We start from the raw sequence: 21845 nt of genomic DNA on the forward strand, positions 1-21845 counted from the left end.
CCTTTTAACTGTTTCCTTTTAACTGCTGATTATTTTTTTTAGAACCTTTTTTAAGTCCAATATAGTACCCTATAAATCCAGCTCCAATTGCTGCCTGTAAACAGAAAAGAAAGCTTTCAATTTCACCTGATGGCGGTTCCCATAAAGGTTCTGCCCATGGCTCATAATCACCGTTTATTTCTTGAATTTTAACTTCTATTTCCCCATCTGCACCATTAAACTCACCATTTCTTCCAATGAATAATGATCCCAAAACTATAGCAACACATAATAATATTAATCCTATATTCTTTTTCATATTATTTCACCTCTCCAATCTCTAATAATTCTTCTGAGGCGTGTTTTTCTATAAAATCAAATATCATAACAGTTATTATTCCTTCTACTATAGCAAGTGGTATCTGTGTTATGGCAAATATTGATACAAACTTACCAAATGAAGCCACAAATCCACCTGTAGTAGCCGGAAATGCTAGTCCTAGTTGAATTGATGTAACTAAATAGGTTGCTAAATCCCCTATCATTGCTCCTAGGAATATTGCTGCTTTTTTATTTTTATTCTTAAGTAATTTATAAACTCCAAAAGCTGCTAAAGGTCCTGCTATACCCATTGATAACACATTAGCTCCCAATGTTGTTAATCCTCCATGGGCAAGGAATAGTGATTGGAATAAAAGTACTACTATTGAAACCACGGACATAACAAAAGGTCCAAAAATCATAGCTCCAAGACCTGTTCCTGTTGGATGTGATGAACTTCCTGTAACTGATGGTAGTTTCATTGCAGATAATACAAAAGCAAATGCCCCAATTAATGCTAAAAGCATTTTTAAATCTTTCTTATTTAATGTCTTTATCCTAATATCTCTAATTCCTAAAGCTACAAATGGAATACATGCTACAAAATAAAATGCAGCCCATCCTATAGGTAAAAAACCTTCTGCAATATGCATACCATATGCCGCTTGTGGAATTGTGAATAATAATGCTAATGCCCAGACAAATATAAATGATTTTTTCAATACAAATGACTTTTTCATAATTCTCCCCCCATATTTAAATCTAAAACTTGTTAATTTAAATATCATGCCGCTAGCAATGCTCATATTTAAATAATATATACTAACTGTAATTTAATAAACTTTATAATTCCCCTATATACTTAATGTGCACTTAAATATATAATTTTTATTTATATTAATATCTCATCATTATTTAGACAGCCTTTGCCCCCACCTTTACCCGAGCATTCATAGCTATCATATCCAGAAATGTTAACTTAAATATTGTTTATTACTACAGATATAGTCACATAACTCATCTTCATTATTGAAGACTTCCCCATACTCCATAATTTTTCGTTCTACTACTATAACCTTAATTCCAAGGTCTATCGCAGCTTTTATTTTTTCATAAGTTCCCCCTTGAGGTCCACTATCCTTTGTAAGTAATGCCTTACCATTATATTCTTTGATAAAGGCTTTATTTAGTTCGTAACTTATTGGCCCTTTAATGAAGATAAGATCTTCTACCTTAACTCCAAGGTCAAATACTTCTTCCATTACCTTTAATGAAGGTAATACTCTGTGAACTATTCTATTCTCAACATTCAAATCTAGTATTTTACCTATATTTCTGCTTCCAGTTGTATTTAAAATACATCCATCTACAGATCCCAGGATCTCGCCTAAATCTTCATAGTTTGGTACTTCTACTATTAAATCATTCTTTGGAAATGTATCTAAAGTGCTCTTTCTTTCATACCTTAAATACTCTATATTAAGCTCTTTAGCTATTCTCATAGCTATAGCACTTATTTCTACAGCATAAGGATGTGATGCATCTACAAGGACATTTACTCCATTGTTTTCAAATAATGCTTTTAATTCTAAATACGCTAACGGTTTATCATTTAACACCTTATATCTATAGTTATTTAAAAGCTCTCCTCCATAAGTGGTAGCTGTTGACACTACAATATTATCCGTATGTTTATTAAGATGGGAAAGAATTACCTTCCCTTCTGATGTTCCTACTATTAAGCCTATCATTGTAATTCTCCTCCCTAAGGCATCTTCACAAAGCAACTAAGTCAGCACTCTCAGATATTTGACTTGTTATTTATTTTCAGATGCCTACCTTCACCTATATTTTTATGATATAGGTTATATTATTTGCCTACTTTATATCCTCTTGGAGTTATGAATAATCCATCTTTAATATAACTCTTTGTATTTCCTACAATTACTATAGTCATCATATCAACTGCTGAATCATCAAATTCTCCTAAAGTCCAAACCTTAGCTTCTTGACCTTCTCTTAGGGCATGCTTAACTGTAGCTACTGGCGTATCATCTTTTCTATATTTCTTAATTATATCTAAAGCTTCTCTTAAGTAATGTGGTCTACCATTACTCTTTGGATTGTAAAGAGAAATTATAAAATCTCCTTCTGCTGCAAGTTGTACTCTTTTCTTAATATCTTCGTAAGGAGTCATTAAATCACTTAAACTTATGTTACAGTTATCGTGCATTAGAGGTGCTCCAACTATTGAACCTGCTGAAGACGATGCAGTAACTCCTGGTATAACTTCAACTTCCTCATCTTTTTTCATTTCAAGAATTAATCCAGCCATACCATATATTCCAGCATCTCCTGTACTTACAACAGCTACCGTACCTTCGTTAGTAAGTCTTAAAGCTTCTGCACATCTAGCTTCCTCACCCATCATTCCTGTAGAATAAACTTTTTTACCATCTAAAAGTGGCTTTATCATTTCTATATATTTTGTATATCCTACTACGATATCACTTTCCTCTATAGCTTTTACTGCTTTGATTGTCATATGATCAAGTCCACCTGGACCTATTCCTACTACATATAATTTTCCCATTTTTTCTTTCCTCCATTTAATTGCAAACCTTGTTGCTACTTATTTTTATAGTTACTCTTGATTTTATATCCATCTGTTTTAAAATCTTATTAAATACAGATTAGAACATATATCATTTATTTATACTTAATACTCTCTTTAAATTAATTTCCCAATACAAAGAGTTATGCCTTCAAAACTTAACTTTTCAGTTAGAAGTGTCCCTCCACCTAGTTCTACACAAGGCTCACATACAGCTCTAACCCCAATAGATTTTTGCACAAAGTCACTACCTTTATACTTATGCTCCACACTCTTTATCTCATCTAATGAATGTATTTCCATAGCACATCCCAAAAACTCACTTAATGCAATTAATGCTTTTTCATCTTTCTTAACTTCAACTGTAGATATTGTTTTTATAGCTCTTAAATCTATATTGTGTTTCTTTAAAGTATCCACAACAAATTTCTGAACTTTAATGTTATCCACATCTTTTCTACATCCCATGCCTAATATTATATTTTTTCTTATTAATCTTAAGTGACTAAGCCATTCTATACGTGGAACATTATCCACATGTATCTTATTTGATACAGTAACTATGCCCTTAATATCATTTGCTACATTTACATAACCTTTTGGCATTTTTATTTTATTATCTTCATCTAAGAACGCTACCTTAGCACTATCTACTAGCTTTGCAGCCACATCCTTAGCTATTTTCATATCATGTATTATAAGATTATTATCCTTTGCAATCATGTCTGGAGCATCAATCCCCATACTATCTGTGGCAGTAGTTATTACCGGAGTCGCTTCCAAAATTTCTGCAACCTTTAGTGTAAGCTCATTTGCTCCACCTAAATGTCCACCTGCTAAACTTATAACAAATCTACCCTCACAGTCCACTACCACTACTGCTGGATCCTTATCTTTTCCTTTCAAGAAAGGTGCTATGCCTCTTACAGCTATACCCGTAGATGAAATAAATATTATTCCATCTACAGTTCCCATAAGCTTTTCACTTACAGTCTTTAGCTTAAATTCTTTATTATTATAACTAGAGTAAATCTCTAGCTCAAAAGTTTCCTTTAGCTTTTTGGCAATGTTGTCTCCTTGTCTTGTTACAGACACTGCTGCTAATTTCATAACTCTCCTACTTTCTCAAAATAGTTCATTAGCATCTAAAAATAAATAGTAATTCGAACATACTAATTTATTTATTTCTTTAAGAAGCTTTCTAACTACTTTTGACCTTCTCTGAACATATGAGTAAAGGTTTTATCATATAAAAGACTCTTCTCATAGTCACAGTTAATAAAATCTCCAACTAATATTTGAGCACATTTTGTAATTCCTGCTTCTTTTACTTTTTCTGCTATATCATCAAGAGTTCCTATTATTGCTCTTTCATCTTCCCATGTAGCTCTTTCAACAACAGCTATATTTACGTTTCTTCCATAACCTTTTCTAAGTTTAGCTACAACTTTTTCAATCATGCTAATTGAAAGGAAAATCGCCATAGATGCACCGATTGATGCAAGTCTTTCTAAGTCTTCTGTTTCTGGTACTGGAGTTCTTCCCTCTACTCTTGTTAATATTACAGTTTGAGTTACTGATGGAAGAGTGAACTCTTTCTTTATAACTGAAGCTGCTGCAGTAAATGAGCTTACCCCTGGAATAACCTTGTACTCTATATTTAATTTATCTAATTCATCCATTTGCTCTTTTATAGCACCATAGATAGCTGGATCTCCAGTATGAAGTCTTACTACCATTTTGTTCTCTTTTTCAGCCTTATTCATAACCTCTATAACCTGTTCTAAAGTCATAGATGCTGAGTTATGTATCTCACACCCTGCCTTGCAATAAGTCATGTGCTCTTTACTTACAAGTGAACCTGCATATATAACAACATCAGCCTTCTCTAAAGTATTTCTACCTTTAACCGTAATTAACTCTGCATCTCCTGGACCTGCTCCTATAAAATAAACCATATTTATTTCCTCCTTCATATCTAGAACTATTCTCTATTTGCAATAATAAGTGACATATATTCTTTGTTATCTAATATATCTTCTCTTTTATTTAAAATTTCTTGTCCTTCTCTACCAGCTCTTTTTATATATACATAGTTAAAGCCTTTTGCATCAAGAACGTCCAATACTTCTTCTTCTCTTTTATAAATCTTCATTATTACCACATATTTTTCATCTTTTATATCCGCTACTCTACATGCTGGCATAATTAGTAGTGGCTCATCCCCAATAACAAGTGGCTTTTGTGCAAGACTTGCACTCGCACAGAATGATGTTATCCCAGGAACTGTTTCAACCTCGAAACCGTGCTCCTCTATATACTTAAGTAAATAAATATATGTGCTATAAACAAAAGGATCTCCTAAAGTTAAAAATGCAATATTCTTGCCTTCTTTAAGCTTCTCTTCTATAGCCTTAAATGCTTCAAATATCTTCTCTTCTTGATCTTCCCCACCCATTGGAAATTGCTTTATCATAACCTCTTTATCTGCAGTTATGAAATCCTCTGCAATCCCAAGAGCAATACTTGTTCCGCCCTTCATTGCACTTGGTGCAACTATTACATCACACATCTCTATAGTTTTAACCGCCTTTAATGTTAATAATTCTTTATCTCCAGGACCTACGCCAACTCCGTATAATTTTGCCATTTAACTCACGCCTTTCTATTAATTCATAATTTATAATCTAAAACCCTGCTTCTACAATAAATATTGGATTATACCCAAATAACATGTAACTTTGCCCTCTTGTTTTGCTTACTCCAATTTGAGTACAAGCTATCTTCATGCCTAATTCTTTTAAAGTGCTCATTGCTTTATATACATTATCTATAGTTATAAACGTTAACACCATAGTTCCGTTGTCTTCGAGTATGTTGCTACATTTCTTAATTATATCCTCTAAATTTCCGCCGCTACCGCCAACAAAGATACTATTAAATTTATCAGTAATAGTATCTAACACTTCAATAGCTTCCCCTGGGATAATCTCAAGATTATCACACTGAAATTTCTCTTTGTTTTTATAAGCTACTTCTAAAGCATCTTCATCCTTTTCTATAGCTACAACTTTCCCTTTAGTGCAAATTCTACTTCCTTGAACTGCTATAGAACCTGTTCCTGTACCCACATCCAAAAGAGTAGAATCCTCTTCTAAGTTAAGTCTTACCATACTTAGAATTCTAATTTCTTCCTTAGTCATTGGACAATTTCCTCTTATAAATTCTTCATCTTTTATATACTTCATATTAATTTTCCTCCACTACAAAAACACTTAAGGATGAAAAGTCTTGTAACATTATTTCTTCTGGATTTCCCGTAGTTATCTTTTCATCATCATAGGATAGATTTTCTCCTACCCATATTCTACAATCTATATTTTCATCAAATAATTTCTTTGCTAGTACCTTTGGTGAATTCTTGCCATCTGTTAAAAATACGCAAGTATTATTACTTCTTACGATGTTTAAAAAGTCCTCTTCTCTTCCATGGACACTACCTAAAAATTTGCCATGCCAGCTCTTCCCGATTTTACTCATTAAGTATTGAAATGAACTAATCCCAGGTATTATTTCTATCTCATAACCATTAAGACTCCTCTTTATATAATCAGTAACCCCATAAAAACAAGGATCCCCAGAGGCAATTATGGATATGTTTTTATCCTTATTCTCTTCCACAACCTTTAAAATCTCCACCAAACCTTTAACTGCAATTTTATTCTTCGCAACAAAATTTACACTTTCTAATGCTCTTGAAAATCCTATTATAACATCACTATCATCTAAAACCTTAATAGCTTTGGGAAGTATATAATCACGGCTTCCTGGACCTATTCCCACTATATATATCATCTACTTCACCCCTGAATCAAAGTATACTTTTTAAATTTTAAATTATATCGTTGAAGCTAACACCTTAGGATTCGTTGCTCCCCAATACATTACTACATCACAATTTAACTCACCATAGCTGTAAAGTTCCATTCGCCTCTTAACCTTATCTACAATGGTGTCATATATCTCTTCATATGTTCCATTTAAAGCTTTAATAGCACCTTCAGTTGTCTTTTCATCATATATCTTTCTAATTATCTCATGTGGTGCACCTGCTAATGCAAGCTCTAGTGCAATTACTTCAAGCCTCACATCACACACTCTGCTATGGGTATGGAAACATCCAGCGGATATTTTGCAAATCTTTCCTATGTGACCTATTATGATAACCTCTTTAACTCCACATGCCACGCAACACTCTATTGCAAATCCAACAAAGTTTGATATTATAGCCACTTGTTCTAGATTATACCCCAATGACTCAGCTACCTTTTCACCCATATTTCCGAAGGCTAGCACTAAAATATTATGCTTTAGGGCCTTTTGGGTTATCTCAATTTTTATAGACTCTTTAATTGCTTCCTCTGACATTGGATATACAATTCCTGTGGTTCCTAAAATTGATATACCACCAATTATATTGAGCCTTGGATTAAAAGTCTTCTTTGCAACTTCCTCACCTCTAGGCACGAAGATTGTTATAGTTACTCCAGCTTCTTCTGGAAGCACACTTAAGACCTCTTGCTCTATCATAAGTCTAGGTACTGGGTTTATAGCTGCTTCACCCTTTTCAATATAGAGTCCTTCACCCTGTACCACACCTACCCCAATTCCACCTTTTAAAGTATATCGTTCTTCACTTTTTTCTGCCCTTGCCCATATACGTAAACCGTGGGTTGCATCAATATCGTCTCCCCCGTCTTTCACTACCGAGCACTCTACATAGTTATCTTTTATAATTATTTCATCAATGACTAAATTAAGCACTATACCTTTAGGTGTATTTATTTCTATCTCTCTAACTTCTTCACCTGTAAAAAGCATATAAGTCGCAGCTTTTGCGGCGGCAGCTGCTGAAGAACCTGTTGTATATCCACATCTTAACTTCTTACCATTACTATTAACATATAAGTCCAGCATCTTAATACCTTCTTTTTATCTTTCTATCAACATGTACATAAGAGCATTAACTATAGCTGCTGCTACTGCACTTCCACCTTTTCTACCTCTTACCGTCATCATTGGCATATTTTCTACCTTTTCGATTTCTTCCTTTGACTCTGCAGCTCCTACAAATCCTATTGGTGCCCCAACTATAAACTTACATCTTGATTCTCCTGCTTCAATGATCTCTTTTAGCTTAAATAAAGCTGTTGGAGCATTCCCAAATACAAAGAATTCAACTCCATCCGCTACAGCTTTTTCAACTGCTGCCATAGAACGAGTTATACCTCTCTCCTTTGCAATCTCAGCTACCTCTGGCTCCGCTACATAGCATACAACCTTACAGTTTAATTCTTTTAATGCCTTTTTATTAATTCCAGAAAGAGCCATATTTGTATCTGTATAAATAGTTGTACCTTTTTTAAGAATTTCTAGAGCAGCTTCAATAGAACCTTCGCTCATATAAACTAAATCCTTATATTCAAAATCTGCCGTTGTATGAATAACCCTCTTTATTATTGAAAGTTCTCTATCATTGAAGTTGTGGTCTCCCATTTCCTCTCCTATGATTTCAAAACTTTTTTTCTCTATATCCATTGGTACTTTTATATAATCCATAATTACCTCCAATTTTTTAATTCATAATTGATAATTTACAATTCATAAATTAGACTCTGTAAAAATTCAACATTTGAAAAGAAATGCACATGTCCATAGGCACCTAGGGTATTATTTTTTACATACCCACATTTCCATGTCTTAATATTCCCATCATACATCTGTTTTTTTAGTTCATACACTTTAGTATCCTTTAAATCAACCAATGATTTATGAAACTCATGGCAATTTATCTCGACACCCTTTTGAACCATTTTATTTTCCTCTACTACATTTATAGTAGCATATCCAAAGTTGTTAAGTTTCCCTGTCATATATGACGTCCCTTTAAAAAAGCCTACCATTTTGTAGCCATCTATACTTTCTGTGAGGTACATAAGCCCTCCACACTCTGCATAGCATCTAACTCCACTTTCTAGTGCTGAATTAATGCTTTCTAGCATGGATTTATTCCTAGATAATTCTTCTTTAAACACTTCAGGATATCCACCACCTATATATATAAAGTCTATATTCCTAGGCAGCTCCTTATCTTTTAAAGGACTAAAGTATACTATGTTTCCCGATTCCTGTAAAAGCTCAATATTCTCTTTATAATAAAAACTAAAAGCTTTATCGTAAGCTACTGCAATTTTAATATCCTTATTTTCAACATGAAACTTTCCATGTTCTTCTGAATGATCAACTTCCGTTTCCTTAAACTCTTTAATAAGTTCATCCACATCTATATACTCTTCTACAAGACTACTGCACAACTCTATTTTAGTTGATAAATCATCAACTTCACTGCTTTGTACAAGACCTAAATGTCTACTTTTTAAAGTTAATCTTTCATCCTTAGGTATATATCCAAAAACTTTGATCCCCTTACAGTTAACTTCAATAGCTGTTTTAAGCAATTTATAATAGCTAGCACTTATATTATTTAATATAACACCTACAATATTGACATCCTCATAGTTCCTTATGCCTTCTATCTCAGCACAAAGCGTAGCTGACTGAGCCTTTGGTGATAATACAAGTACTACTGGAAGCTTTAATGTTTTAGACAAATGGGCTGTGGAAAACTTAGTATCTATTCCCTTTCCATCATACAGTCCCATAACACCTTCAATAACACCAAATTCACCTGTACCTCTTAAATAACTTTCTTTAATGCCATCTTCTCCCATTAAAAACAGGTCTAGATTTCTCGATGCCACTCCAGTTATTTCTCTATGAAAAGCTGGATCTATATAATCTGGTCCAACCTTATAACCCTGAACCTTAAATCCTCTATTAATAAGAGTCTTCATAAGAGCTAAGGTTATTGTTGTTTTTCCACCACCACTACTATTTGAAGAAATTATTATACTTTTCATAATTAACTCCTTTATTTTGCTTTTTTTGTATCCCCTAAGTGTAAATATTTATTATCCACTACATCCTTTACATGGTTTACATAAATATCTCTAAATGCTTTAATCTCCCCTAATCCATGAAGATAAATCTCTACGTTTATACCAGCTTCTTCAAGGACAGTTTTCCACGAATCTTCCTCATCTGAAGCCATATCATTAGTAGCATGATCTCCTGCCACAAGCATTAATGGTGCAAGCTTAACTTCATTTATTTTATCCTTTTTAAGCATATCAATTATCATGTCTATAGTTGGGTACCCTTCTACAGTCCCTAAATATACATTGTTATGATCCATATATCTAAATATACTTTGAAGTGCTACAAATGCAGAGTTTGCAGGATGATTACTTCCATGCCCCATGAACACCATAGTTTTATCTGCCGGTATAATATCCTTTATGGCATCTACAAAAATTTCATAATCATTAGGTGTTTCTTCTCCACCTTGAAAGTGAAGAGCCGGCCTTCCTAACTTTATAGACTTAAATTTATTACTTGCTTTAAATCTATCTACCACAAATCTAACATATTGGAATTCTTCACCTGGAATAATATGAAGTGGTTGAACAATAATCTCTTCATATCCCTCCCTATATAGCTCTTCTAAAGCTTCCTCTGGAGTTGGGACTATTATTCCATCCCTATTTTTAATTTTCTTAATTATCATATGTGCCGTAAATGCTCTCTTAACATAATAATCCTTAAATGTTTCCTTTATCTCATTTTCTATCTTCTCTATGGTTAATTTTAATGTATCTTTATATGTAGTTCCAAAACTTACTACCAATATAGCTTTTTTCATTCTAATACCCTCCGCACGCCTTAATAAAATACTACAAAAATAAAACCTCCACCAAACGGTAGAGGTTAAAATCCAATCTAAATACATATATTTACAATTTGCACTGCAAATATAAATTAATATGTCGATTCTCTTCCCTCCGAAGTGTCACTAATTTGTTTTAGGCAGGTCTCCTGACTCACGGTCATCCTTATCTCACCTTCCCAGAATTATTCCAGTGGTTTATGAGATTCGTCTCCGTATACAGTAGCGGGGGCTGTAGTGGACTTTAACCACTTTCCCTATTAAACATAATGTACCCAAAACTTTATATATTCAGTTATAATTAATCTTTTTAACTCACGCTTTCCGCAAGTTGTTTTCATTATACCTTATACAAAAGCTTAATTCAACATAATTACCTTGACATTTATAAAAATGCTATATTATTTATACCCTATACCTATTTATACCAACGGATATACTTATTGCAATCTACATATTATAATAATATACTTTAATTATAATTTTTATTACAAATTTAGATATATTGAGGTAATTTAATGTGTTATGTATATATTTTAAAATGCAATGATAATACACTCTATACTGGGTGGACAACAAACCTAAAAAAAAGACTTACATGTCATAATAGTGGAAAAGGTTCAAAATATACAAGATGTAGACTCCCTGTGGAAATAGTTTATTCTGAAATTCTAGAAGATAAATCTTCAGCCCTAAAACGGGAATGCGAAATCAAAAAGCTTTCTAGAGATAAAAAAATACTTTTAATTGGAACTGCTTTTAATTAAGCTCTTTTAGTTTTTAAATTTGGAGGTAATACAATTGATTAAAAAAAATCTATCTTTTAACTCACTTTTCAAATGGGCCTTTAGATTCATTACACTCACACTAATGGCTTACCACATAATAATGAATACTAATAATATGGATATAAACTACATCCTTAACGGAATATTAATTTTAATATGTTCTTTTGCACCAGATTTAATTTTAAGACTGGTAAAATATAAGATATCAAATTCCGCCGACCTATTAATTCAAATTTTCATATTTTTATCTATGTTTTTAGGTAGAATGTATCATTTCTATTCTCTGATATCTTGTTGGGATTTATTTCTTCATCTAATTTCAGGTGTTGTTTTAGGTTTTCTTTCATTGTCACTACTTAAGAACCTTGCAACCCAAAATGTATTTGAGCAATTGTCTCCTCTTTTAATATTTCTTTTCATTCTACTGTCTATTGTTTCTTCAGCTGCTTTATGGGAATTTTGGGAATTTGCAGGTGATCAACTTTTTGGGTTTGACTCTCAATTTAATAGCCTTGTAGATACAATGTCAGATATGATAATAGGGACTATAGGTGGTTTACCAGTTGCCATACTGGGATATTTCCATTGTAAAAATGGTTCATTTAAATTTTTAACTGGTTTTATTAACTCATTTACAAAAATATAACCGCTTTTTAAAATTCATATTAGCACTAAATTTAATATTGCATAGAGCTTAAATGTTTTATGTATAAATTAACTTCCCTCCCCCTTACATAAAAATAAATTAGACTTAAATAAAATTAAATTTTATTTAAGTCTAATTTATTCTCTATATTATACTATTTATTCATACATAATAATTCACTAATTTGCCTCTATGCTATTTCAGGATTTTTAACAACTTGAGAATTATTTTCTTCAATAATTACCCTTATACGTTGCAATAAATTTTTAGTAGCGGATGACTTATCAAACTCAGTACAACTTTCACTAAGCTGTTTTAATTTTTCCTCATCCTTAAACAAGGTTTCTATAGTATCTTTACAATTATGTCCACGTCCTATAGATATAGCCATATTATGCTCTAGTAAAAATCTAGCATTAGATTCTTCCTGTCCAGGTATTGCATCAAATACCACCATAGGTAAATTTGATGCTAAAGCTTCTGATACGGTTAACCCTCCTGGTTTAGTTATTAAAATGTCAGCTAAATTCATATATCTATGAACCTCCCTCGTAAATTTAATAACCCTAGTTTCTTTTTTACTTAATTCTATAGATTTCTTAATTTTATTGTATAACCTTTGGTTATTACCTGTAAGAACTACAACTTGAAAATCCATAGAAATCTCAGATATGTCCATATAAATTTCCTCTATATTTTGAACGCCAAAACTACCTGCCATAATCAATACCGTACTTTTATTTTCATCCAATTGCAATTCCTCTACTAATTTCAGCTTATCCTCACATGTTTTTTGAAAAAAATCACTCGAAACTGGTATTCCATATGGATGGATACACTCACCAGGCACACCTCTATCTATCATCTCTAATCGCATTGCTTCACTAGCCACACAATACTCATCAACATTAGGTTTTATCCACGTTCTATGAGCTGCATAATCTGTCATTATACATAGAAGTGGTGTATTTATTTTATTTTGACCTTTTAATATTGAAATCATCTCAGTAGGAAAAGGATGCGTAGTTATAATTACATCTGGGCTAAAATCTTCAATTAAAGGTATAAGCTTCTTTGCAAAATGTACAATTAATCTTGTAGTCAATAACGTTAACGCACTTGCTCTATCCGTAACGCTATATATTCTTTTATAAATAAAATTAAAATACTTTGCTAATATAATATATCCTTTAGTAACTATTTTATTGATTAGTGGGTTAATGTACTCTAATGCATCTACCACTTTTACTTCAGAATTTTCTTCATGCTCTAAAATATATGACTCCAATGCTTTTGAAGCCTTAATATGACCTCCACCAGTAGATGCAGATAAAATAAGAATTTTCATATTCTCGACCCTCTCTATCTTTACTTTACATGGCCTAATGTAGTAAATTCAACTATTCTATTTTACCACACTCCTGATTACTTAGTCCAACTATTTAAAACTTGTCCACGTTGTGCATTCTCCGCATTTTTAGATTCTATATGTATATATTATACTATAATCCAAAATAAACTTATTAATTTTTTGTGATTAATTCGTTAAATCATTATAAGAACTTTTCACCAAATTCTCATTTATTTTCATTTTTTACAATTTACCCATTTAAAGTTTTACATCATATAAAATAAAAAAACCTAGCAAACATTACGCTTACTAGGTTTCTTGGCAGGGGTGCAGGGACTCGAACCCGGAACCAACGGTTTTGGAGACCGTTTTTCGATTTAATCATCTATGGACAAGTTATGCCATAATTAAGTTGAATCAATAGTTTTCGCGCTTTCGCTTTATCGTACTTATTATATTTTTATCATGCTTTATCAAAATTCCACACCTCATTTACACCCTTATCATAGGCTTTGGCAACCTAGTAATAAAGCTAGAATAGCCCTTTGAATAGTAAACTAAATTCAAAGATGGATAATCATAAGTTTTTGCCATATCTCGCAAATCTTCATACTCATAATTTTCAAATTTGTTTTTGAGCAGATTAAAATCTTCCTCTTTAGTTCCTTTCAGCAACATAAATGTTCCACCAGCATCAACAATACTTATCAATAGATTTTTAAGTTGAGGTAGTCCTTGTGTACTAAATACAAACTTACACCCAAATTTGCGAGTTTGAGGTAATATATTCTTTTTACTTAGCATTTGCATTGCAGTAGGACATTGAAATATTTCATCTATTGATATATAAGTTCTTTTAGGTTGCTTATTCCATTTACCTCGTATTTCCGTAGCCATCCAAATTTTGCTTATGAAGAATGTAGTTATAATATCCTTAGCTTGATTACTCCATTCATCTTGTAACATTTTTATTATTATCAATTTACCTTTTTCTAACTCCTTGGAAAAGTCTATATTATCATTTGAACCTTTATTGAACATATATTCTAAAGCTATATCTTCTTTTAATAAACTAACTCTATCAAGTATACCATCAATTCTAGCATCTTTATTTCCTATTACTTCACTTATAGGATTTTCTTTAGTTGCCTTTGAATGTTCATCCAACTCGCAAATCATTTTAATTTTATCCTCTAATAATGGAATTAATTCTTTATCAAGTCTACTTATATATTCTGCCCTTTTTTTATAATCTTCTAAGCAATCAATTATGGCTTTTAGAGAGGTTTCTCCAACACAAAATACTATAGTTCCAGCTGCTATTAGATACTTTCTCATTCTTGCTTGTAGTGGTTGTGCTTCATCATTGATAGCATTTATAAGTTCAACAAATTGCATTACTTGGAGATTAGCATTTTTTATTCGCTTGAATGGTGTAGTTAGATTTAGATTAGTAGATTCGTTAAATGCGAACCCTTGCATACATTTTTCATTAGAATAATCTAACACGATTACATCTTTTTTGTCAACATACTTCAAAACTTCTTCTGCAAGTTCATTATTTTTTATATAGTCTATTAATACTCCCCCCTCGCCCCTAGTTCTAGCAAATCTATATATATTAGCCATAAATGTGCTTTTCCCTGCTCCTTGACTTCCGTTTATGCTTAAAGGATAAGAACCTACATCATAGTTATCTTGTAAGTAAGCATTAATATTATTACCTTTATAACTATTCTGACCTAGGCACATATACCCTTGCTGCAATTCCTTAGCTACCATATTTTCTTCAATCTGAATATGCTTAATTCCAAATTGAGTTAATAAACTTCGCCCAGGTATTTGTATAAAATTGCCCAACTCTTCAGAACTCATTATATTTGTATCTATATTGAAATCATAATCTGTAACTGCTGGTACTTTTTTAACTTTTTTATATATTAATTCATTGTTATCATCAATGGATCTATAACTCTGGCATATACTTATAGCATTATTTTCTTTCCTTATAGTATCTTCACTTTCAGATATTACAGCTATTTGAGTTTTAATTATATTACTTTCCTTCTTTCTTTTAGTCGCAGCACTCAACTCATTTTGTTGTTCCAATACTCCTAAAATGCTAGTATAAAGACTTTCTTTACTATCCTTAGCTTTGCCACCTAAAAAATCAGCAACTACGTTCATTAAGCTATCAAGAATATTTAATATAGTTACAACTCCATTTCTAACTATATAATCAACGGATAATACTTTTTTATCTATGCTTTTCTTTTCAGTAATTTTTTTCAATGTAGAATTATATTGATTAATCCATGGATATTGAGTTGTTGGGATAAAATTATATATAATAGTAACTCTGTCTTTATCCTTCATTATCTCCATAACATTCAAAATTGAATTTAAAGGCTCGTTACTCTTTCTGTCAACTAGCAAACTCATAGCATCTTCTTTTTTATACCCAAGAGAATACATTTCTGCATTCTCCCCAAACTCCTTTATTCCATCTTCTAATAATTCTATAGTTGCTTTGCTCCAAATCTCCCTTATCTTTTCTAGTATGATGTTGGTGAAAAATCTAGGTACTAAAAAGTAAAAGTTAGCATTGTTATTTTCTATGTCAATTATATAAGAGATTTTAAAGCTTGTTTCTATAACGAATTTATTTTGCTCTCTTTTAATTCTCTTATTAATAGCTTTATAAGTATGTGCTATAGCTTTTGCAATATTATTACTTGTATAATTCCTTATAGATTTGTGAGGTGTAATTTTAATAAATATATACTGCTGTTTTCTTACCTCAAAGTAATCAGATAATTTCATAGTTTTAACTTTCATGCTATATCACCAACTTTACTGCTTGTAATACGAAATGTGTTATCAAACTTAATGTAACTGCTTTTGCCCCTTTCTTATATCCAGCCATATATACTATTAACCCTATCATTGCAACTGTTAGACATATTACATAACTACTATCTATAATTGTAATAGATAGCACTTTCAAGCCATCTATAGCCTTATCTATTGCGATACTTTTCAATGCATTCATTTATTACTACCTCCTACCCAAATAGTCCAACAATAAATCTGAATAAAGATGGTACTATATAAAAACTACTAAATATTAACAGCCATTTAAATAATAAATTTAATATTTCCTTTTGCCCTCCACCGTTTCTGAAAACTGATACCAATATTTCAGTTATACATCCGATTATAGCAACCCAAAATCCCGCCCTTTGCAAAATTGAAAGTATTTTCATACCAGCTTCATCAAGTTTGTTTAATGCAACCCCAGAATCTCCATAAACCCTATTACTAGCAAATCCTAAACTTGCAATTGTAAATACTAAGCATTTATAAGCTTTGTTGCTAAGTGATCCTATAAAATTATCTAATCTATTAATTTCATTTATTTCATTAATATTTAACTCACCACGTTGTACTGCTAAAAATTGTGGTATTGTCATTTTTATTTCTTTCATTTTAATTCCCCCTATGAATATTATTTTTTAATATGGTTATACTACTAACATAAGCTTAAAAGGAGTTGATTTTATGTTTACTTTTGCCCTTGGATATTTAGCTTGTTTTACACTTGCAGCAGCAGTGATTATTTTTTAATTTTACCTAAAAAGTGTAATCTTTTTAGTTTTATAGCATATACTTAAAGTGTAACTTGTTTCGCTTTAAAAATTACCAACCGCCTGGATATGGCGGTTTTTTTATTGCCATTTATCCTAAAATTCAATTTCTAACTCATTGGATTTTTTAATAGTTTTAACCTCGTTTTTAGTATTAGCAAACCCTTTATTGCTCATATCATTTTCAACTAAATCTTTTATATAGCAACTTGCATTTCTTTTAGACTTTATAAATTCATATATATCTATTTCATCTTCTTTGAAACTTAATGAAATCTTCATTCCCACAAACTTACACCTCTCTTCTTAAAATTATTAGCATTTGCAAATAATGGTTCATCAACTAAAAAAGCCTGAGGAACTCTCTTTATAATACTTTTAGCTAATATAATACCTCCACCACCTAACATTGCGAGGTTATTAGTGCTAAGGCTATACTCGACATTTAGTTGTCTTATAATGCCCTCTGTGAACTCTTTAAACACATCCATAGCGAAGGTTATATTCTTAGTTTCTCCATTAATTTTTAGTCCATTTCTAAGTATTCTTTCTGTATCATTTGAAGTTAGATCTAAACTATATTTGCTATTTATAACTTTTATAAAGTTGCTATATAAATGCAATGTTCCTTGATTAAGTGACAATGGATTAATTATCTTCCTCTTATTATTTTTTATTTCAAGCAATGCTATGTCTGTAGTTAATCCACCTATATCAAGGATTATTCCTTCATAGTTGTTATCTATCCCCCCAAGTCCCTCTGGATAAACTTCTATATTACGTATTACATATTCCTTGTGTTCATTATTGAATTTCCCAATCAAATACCTATCATCCATTATTCTTTCTTTCAGTAAATCCTTGTCTGAATTAAATTGACTTAATGGTAATCCTAAAACCAAATCTATCATTCTTTCCTTCGTTGAAAGTGCCAATGCTCCAAACAATAATTTAATATAACTTTCTTTCTCAACTTTTCTGTAACAAGTGTCAAAATTTCCATCACCTAGATAACAAATTTCTCTATTCAATTCAATTTTCATGTTATTCTCTAAGATGTTGCCTATGATTGATACTTTTGAATCAAAAATACTCAACTCTGATGTTTTTGTACTATAATTGCCTATATCTACACCTAAAATCATGCTCAAACTTCCTCCACTTTTCTTCCTTTGTTATATATGTATGCAACATTGCTCCAAAAGTTTCTAAATAGAAATAAATTTTCTAAAAAGAATTTAAAATAAAAATAAGGCCCTTAATCTAGGTACCATATATCTTCTACCCTGCGATTAAGAGCCTTAGCAATTTTTAATATTGTTTCTATATTCCCCTGTTGTTTATTAGTTTCGATTTTAGAATAAGTGCTTTCCGGAACTTCTATAATGCAACAAAACTCATTAGCTTTCATCATATACTCCCTCATTCTAATTTCTTTTAGTCTGTTTTTAACCACACAATCACCTCTCTTATACATTCTCCGCCATCCAATGATTTCCTTTTTTTAAGTTATTTCCTTTTTTTAAATTATTTCCTTTTTAAAATTATTTAAAGTTATATCTCTGCTTTTAAATTTTGACCAATTTTATTCTATAATATATATAAAGATTAAAGGGAATATGCAAAATGAGAACTAAAAGTGTACTATATTTTCTTCCTTGGAACTTAGAAAAATTTGATGAGATAATAATCTCGCTACGCTCGAATATTGATAATATGAATTGTATATAACTAGCCAGTTACTAAGCTTAAAATGTACCTAATAAGGCATTGATTTGGCAACTTGATTTGATAGGTATATCTTAAAGGTATTAAAATTAATTAATATGCAGAATTATATCTCCTTGTTATTTATAATCATTGTTATTTACACCTTCTTAATATATACTATTAATGAAATTATTAACATATTTAGGGGGTTTGATTATGGAAATCACTGATTTTAACAATCAAAATATTAATTCTCAAAACACAAAGTTTTGTAAGCATTGTGGTAAAACTATTTTAAAAGAAGCCGTTTTATGTACAAACTGTGGCCTTCAAGTCGAAAATCTCAAAGGTTCAGAACAGCCACAAGTTATTATAAATAATAGCAATTCTAATATGAATACAAATACTAATTCTGGACTTGGTCGCGCAAAGAATAAATGGGTTTCGTTTTTATTATGTCTATTTTTGGGATTCTTTGGAGTTCATAAATTTTATGAAGGCAAGATTGGAATGGGCATATTGTACTTACTTACTGGAGGATTATTCGGTATAGGTTATGTAATAGATTGTGTTATATTATTATTCAAGCCAAATCCATATTTTGTTTAAAATATAACAAAAGCTTAAGATTTTAATTGTATTCTAGGAGTTAAATTTAATACACTTATTATTATGTATAATTCCCAAATTTCTGTACATAATCTAAGCATTAACATATGTAAAAAGCACTCCTCTTTTTACTATCATTTTTTTCTCATATTAAATTAATTTTTAACAAAAGAAAAAAGGTAGCAAGACCAAATAATTCTTGCTACCTTTCAGTTATTTAATACCTATTTAATTACAACTAAAAAACTTTCAAAGCCTTTTTCTTTAAGCTTCTCCTGTTGTAAAACTGCATTTTCTTTTTTAGAATAAGTTCCACATACAACCCTAAATTTTGTACTATCTTGGACAATCTTTTCTTTAATATCTATAGTTATAAAATTATAATCATCCTCAGTATCTGTTGTATTTGACTTATACTTAACATGGCATACAACCTTATAAATACCCTTATCCCTTGGCATAAAGCTACAATTATTACTTTCTTGCCAATCAGTAACCGTAGTCCATTCACCATTTAACTCATAGAAATATTTATATAATACATTTGGATCTGTACTATGTGCATATACTGTAATTTTGTTATCTACCTCTTCCTTTCCTTCATGGCTCATTTCATCTATTTCTAATTTAGGTCCTGGAGTTGACCCATTAGTTATATCCTCACCCATGTACTCTATACCTAAATACTCAAGAATTCCCTTAGCTATCGCCACCCCAAAAGCTCTTTGCTCATCTATTGTATCAGCTATTTCATAATCTGCAGAATCAAGGAAGAATGATTCTATAATAATAGCTGTCATTGATGTTTCTCTTATAAATCCAAAGTAATCTTTTCCTCCATCTCCAACTTTGGTTTTAACACCTCTGCTATTTTGTCCTAACGCTACAACATGTTTTTCTATACACTGTGCTAATTCCTTTCCTTCTACATCTCCTATAGAGTAATATGCTTCAAATCCATCGCCACCACCAGCATTGTTATGAAAATCAATAGCTATAGCTGCACCTGAAGCATTAGCTTCTTTAATTTCCTCTTCAAGCGGGTCATTCTCATCTCTGTATCTTGACATTGGATTTGGCACACAATGAGATGTTAAAACTTTATTACATGCAAGTGCCATGGTTAGATTAACATCCGATTCCTTCATACCATTCGCAACTGCTCCACCATCATTTCCACCATGCCCTACGCCACTAAATACTTTTTTATTACCCATAATAATTTCCTCCCTCAAATTCGCAAACGCTTGCGATTATTAAAATATAAAAAGAGTAGAAATTAATCTACTCTGACTTACTTTTGATTTATTGTTATTTTCCCTGTTACAACATCATATCCACCACATAGAATAACTGCAATTATTAGTGCATTACATAGCAGCGTATAAACTCCAATTAAACTTAATGGAAATAATATCAAACTAGTATTTATTATACATAGATGTAATACCGCTATCATCCAAGTATATATTTTGGTAGGTATTCTTTTTATTATTGGTAATTCCTTAGTAAAGTTTATCCATAATTCTATTAATAATATTGCTATAGCAAAAGTTACTATTGTATCTACATTAAGATAGTTTGTAAATTCCATATATACTATTCCTCCTTATCTTCTAGGCTATCAATGCGCTTATGAGCTGATTTAGTACTTTCTTCAACCCTAATTAATCTTCCGTTAATATCCTCAATTTTTCTGTCCTGTGCTTTAATTTCTAACCTTATATCATCTACCCCTCTACTTATATATTCCAACTTAGTAGATATCACCGCATCATCTCGCCCTTCTTGCTTAATATCCTTGTTTTGATTTCTTTTAAACGTGCTTATACCTATCACCGCACCAATTACCGCGCATATTGCTCCAATGCTTATAGTTTCCATTGCTACACCTACCTTTTATTTTTTTACATAAAAATAGACTAGAATTTAATCTAATCTTCTATGATCCATCTAGTTCGCTTTATCCTTGAATTGTGAATTACTGTTGATACTCAAAATCTTCACAATCTTCGTCTAATACTTCAACTATTCCATTTTTATCTTTAGTGATTATATGCCCTTTACTACACTGATACTCTTGTGTTTTTCTATTACCAACAAAGCTATTAGCACAATCCAAACAATCATTTTTATTTATTGACATATTAAATCTACCCCTTTTTACTTCGTAATTTCTGTCTAAAGTTTATTAACTTCTACCAATATTTCAGTTTTTTCACTTTCAATAAGTTTTGTATATTCTAATATAATATCCTCACTTGTCCTATTTTCTTGTATCATTCTAGCCTTTATTGCATTTACAAATATACTTTTTTTCCAACTTGGCATACA

Annotated in this window: 28 protein-coding genes and 1 riboswitch; of the genes, 3 read left to right on the forward strand and 25 right to left on the reverse strand. The window is 31.3% G+C overall.

Annotated elements, in window-relative coordinates; all coding sequences use genetic code 11:
• Nucleotides 1-4: 4 nt before the first annotated feature.
• The 13 genes from RSA29_RS02435 to RSA29_RS02495 form a co-directional block, all read right to left on the reverse strand.
• On the reverse strand, nt 5-298 hold the full coding sequence (locus tag RSA29_RS02435; protein ID WP_346934251.1) for an energy-coupling factor ABC transporter substrate-binding protein: 294 nt from the start codon (nt 296-298) through the stop codon (nt 5-7).
• Between the two features lies 1 nt (nt 299).
• Nucleotides 300-1022 (reverse strand): energy-coupling factor ABC transporter permease, encoded by a 723-nt coding sequence (locus RSA29_RS02440; protein WP_346941950.1) that lies wholly within the window; start codon nt 1020-1022, stop codon nt 300-302.
• Nucleotides 1023-1274: 252 nt separating this feature from the next.
• Entirely contained in the window at nt 1275-2051 is a 777-nt protein-coding gene (locus RSA29_RS02445; RefSeq protein WP_346941521.1) for a cobalt-precorrin-6A reductase, read from the reverse strand.
• A 119-nt stretch (nt 2052-2170) separates the two neighbouring features.
• Nucleotides 2171-2893 carry a precorrin-3B C(17)-methyltransferase gene (gene cobJ / locus RSA29_RS02450; protein ID WP_346941520.1) on the reverse strand — a complete coding sequence of 241 codons (723 nt, stop codon included), beginning with the start codon at nt 2891-2893 and terminating at the stop codon, nt 2171-2173.
• A gap of 138 nt (nt 2894-3031) precedes the next feature.
• A complete protein-coding gene (gene cbiG / locus RSA29_RS02455; protein WP_346941519.1) occupies nt 3032-4024 on the reverse strand; it encodes a cobalt-precorrin 5A hydrolase in 993 nt (330 codons plus the stop codon).
• A gap of 95 nt (nt 4025-4119) precedes the next feature.
• Nucleotides 4120-4872 (reverse strand): precorrin-4 C(11)-methyltransferase, encoded by a 753-nt coding sequence (gene cobM, locus RSA29_RS02460; protein WP_346941518.1) that lies wholly within the window; start codon nt 4870-4872, stop codon nt 4120-4122.
• Between the two features lie 26 nt (nt 4873-4898).
• Entirely contained in the window at nt 4899-5564 is a 666-nt protein-coding gene (locus RSA29_RS02465) for a cobalt-factor II C(20)-methyltransferase (protein WP_346941517.1), read from the reverse strand.
• A gap of 37 nt (nt 5565-5601) precedes the next feature.
• Entirely contained in the window at nt 5602-6162 is a 561-nt protein-coding gene (gene cbiT, locus RSA29_RS02470; protein WP_346941516.1) for a precorrin-6Y C5,15-methyltransferase (decarboxylating) subunit CbiT, read from the reverse strand.
• Between the two features lies 1 nt (nt 6163).
• Nucleotides 6164-6769, reverse strand: coding sequence for a precorrin-6y C5,15-methyltransferase (decarboxylating) subunit CbiE (gene cbiE / locus RSA29_RS02475; protein WP_346941515.1), 606 nt, complete (start codon nt 6767-6769; stop codon nt 6164-6166).
• A gap of 42 nt (nt 6770-6811) precedes the next feature.
• Complete coding sequence (cbiD, locus tag RSA29_RS02480) at nt 6812-7891, reverse strand: cobalt-precorrin-5B (C(1))-methyltransferase CbiD (RefSeq protein ID WP_346941514.1); 1080 nt, start codon at nt 7889-7891, stop codon at nt 6812-6814.
• A 15-nt stretch (nt 7892-7906) separates the two neighbouring features.
• The gene (locus tag RSA29_RS02485) at nt 7907-8533 is read right to left on the reverse strand and encodes a precorrin-8X methylmutase (RefSeq protein WP_346941513.1); all 627 of its coding nucleotides are present in this window, start codon (nt 8531-8533) and stop codon (nt 7907-7909) included.
• 35 nt (nt 8534-8568) lie between these two features.
• On the reverse strand, nt 8569-9894 hold the full coding sequence (locus RSA29_RS02490) for a cobyrinate a,c-diamide synthase (RefSeq protein ID WP_346941512.1): 1326 nt from the start codon (nt 9892-9894) through the stop codon (nt 8569-8571).
• Between the two features lie 11 nt (nt 9895-9905).
• On the reverse strand, nt 9906-10736 hold the full coding sequence (locus tag RSA29_RS02495; protein WP_346941511.1) for a sirohydrochlorin cobaltochelatase: 831 nt from the start codon (nt 10734-10736) through the stop codon (nt 9906-9908).
• 145 nt (nt 10737-10881) lie between these two features.
• Nucleotides 10882-11054: riboswitch (cobalamin riboswitch) on the reverse strand.
• A 224-nt stretch (nt 11055-11278) separates the two neighbouring features.
• On the opposite strand from RSA29_RS02495, the gene RSA29_RS02500 reads away from it, so the two are divergent.
• Together RSA29_RS02500 and RSA29_RS02505 are read left to right on the forward strand one after the other, a co-directional pair.
• Nucleotides 11279-11527, forward strand: a complete 249-nt coding sequence (locus RSA29_RS02500) for a GIY-YIG nuclease family protein (protein ID WP_346941510.1) — start codon at nt 11279-11281, stop codon at nt 11525-11527.
• Between the two features lie 121 nt (nt 11528-11648).
• The gene (locus RSA29_RS02505; protein ID WP_346944340.1) at nt 11649-12194 is read left to right on the forward strand and encodes a hypothetical protein; all 546 of its coding nucleotides are present in this window, start codon (nt 11649-11651) and stop codon (nt 12192-12194) included.
• A gap of 190 nt (nt 12195-12384) precedes the next feature.
• Here the strand turns inward: RSA29_RS02505 and RSA29_RS02510 are convergent, their stop codons facing one another.
• From RSA29_RS02510 to RSA29_RS02540, 7 genes are all read right to left on the reverse strand, one after another.
• The gene (locus RSA29_RS02510) at nt 12385-13542 is read right to left on the reverse strand and encodes a glycosyltransferase (protein ID WP_346941508.1); all 1158 of its coding nucleotides are present in this window, start codon (nt 13540-13542) and stop codon (nt 12385-12387) included.
• Nucleotides 13543-14037: 495 nt separating this feature from the next.
• A complete protein-coding gene (locus RSA29_RS02515; RefSeq protein WP_346941507.1) occupies nt 14038-16383 on the reverse strand; it encodes a hypothetical protein in 2346 nt (781 codons plus the stop codon).
• Nucleotide 16384: 1 nt separating this feature from the next.
• Complete coding sequence (locus tag RSA29_RS02520; protein WP_346941506.1) at nt 16385-16597, reverse strand: hypothetical protein; 213 nt, start codon at nt 16595-16597, stop codon at nt 16385-16387.
• Between the two features lie 13 nt (nt 16598-16610).
• On the reverse strand, nt 16611-17033 hold the full coding sequence (locus RSA29_RS02525; RefSeq protein WP_346941505.1) for a hypothetical protein: 423 nt from the start codon (nt 17031-17033) through the stop codon (nt 16611-16613).
• A gap of 255 nt (nt 17034-17288) precedes the next feature.
• On the reverse strand, nt 17289-17480 hold the full coding sequence (locus tag RSA29_RS02530) for a hypothetical protein (RefSeq protein WP_346941504.1): 192 nt from the start codon (nt 17478-17480) through the stop codon (nt 17289-17291).
• Complete coding sequence (locus RSA29_RS02535) at nt 17471-18337, reverse strand: ParM/StbA family protein (RefSeq protein WP_346941503.1); 867 nt, start codon at nt 18335-18337, stop codon at nt 17471-17473. The genes RSA29_RS02530 and RSA29_RS02535 overlap by 10 nt, the downstream gene beginning before the upstream one ends.
• Before the next feature lie 113 nt (nt 18338-18450).
• Nucleotides 18451-18648, reverse strand: coding sequence for a helix-turn-helix domain-containing protein (locus RSA29_RS02540; protein WP_346944341.1), 198 nt, complete (start codon nt 18646-18648; stop codon nt 18451-18453).
• Nucleotides 18649-19118: 470 nt separating this feature from the next.
• Between RSA29_RS02540 and RSA29_RS02545 the strand changes: the two genes are divergently transcribed.
• Nucleotides 19119-19511 carry an NINE protein gene (locus RSA29_RS02545; protein ID WP_346941501.1) on the forward strand — a complete coding sequence of 131 codons (393 nt, stop codon included), beginning with the start codon at nt 19119-19121 and terminating at the stop codon, nt 19509-19511.
• A gap of 224 nt (nt 19512-19735) precedes the next feature.
• Here the strand turns inward: RSA29_RS02545 and RSA29_RS02550 are convergent, their stop codons facing one another.
• From RSA29_RS02550 to RSA29_RS02570, 5 genes are all read right to left on the reverse strand, one after another.
• A complete protein-coding gene (locus tag RSA29_RS02550; protein WP_346941500.1) occupies nt 19736-20728 on the reverse strand; it encodes an N-acetylmuramoyl-L-alanine amidase in 993 nt (330 codons plus the stop codon).
• A gap of 77 nt (nt 20729-20805) precedes the next feature.
• The gene (locus RSA29_RS02555; protein ID WP_346941499.1) at nt 20806-21105 is read right to left on the reverse strand and encodes a hypothetical protein; all 300 of its coding nucleotides are present in this window, start codon (nt 21103-21105) and stop codon (nt 20806-20808) included.
• Between the two features lie 5 nt (nt 21106-21110).
• Complete coding sequence (locus tag RSA29_RS02560) at nt 21111-21395, reverse strand: hypothetical protein (RefSeq protein WP_346941498.1); 285 nt, start codon at nt 21393-21395, stop codon at nt 21111-21113.
• 97 nt (nt 21396-21492) lie between these two features.
• Nucleotides 21493-21657, reverse strand: coding sequence for a hypothetical protein (locus tag RSA29_RS02565; protein WP_346941497.1), 165 nt, complete (start codon nt 21655-21657; stop codon nt 21493-21495).
• A 35-nt stretch (nt 21658-21692) separates the two neighbouring features.
• Entirely contained in the window at nt 21693-21842 is a 150-nt protein-coding gene (locus RSA29_RS02570; protein WP_346941496.1) for a hypothetical protein, read from the reverse strand.
• Nucleotides 21843-21845: the final 3 nt, after the last annotated feature.

This window comes from Clostridium sp., from assembly GCF_036660475.1.
Lineage (GTDB): Bacteria > Bacillota > Clostridia > Clostridiales > Clostridiaceae > Clostridium_J.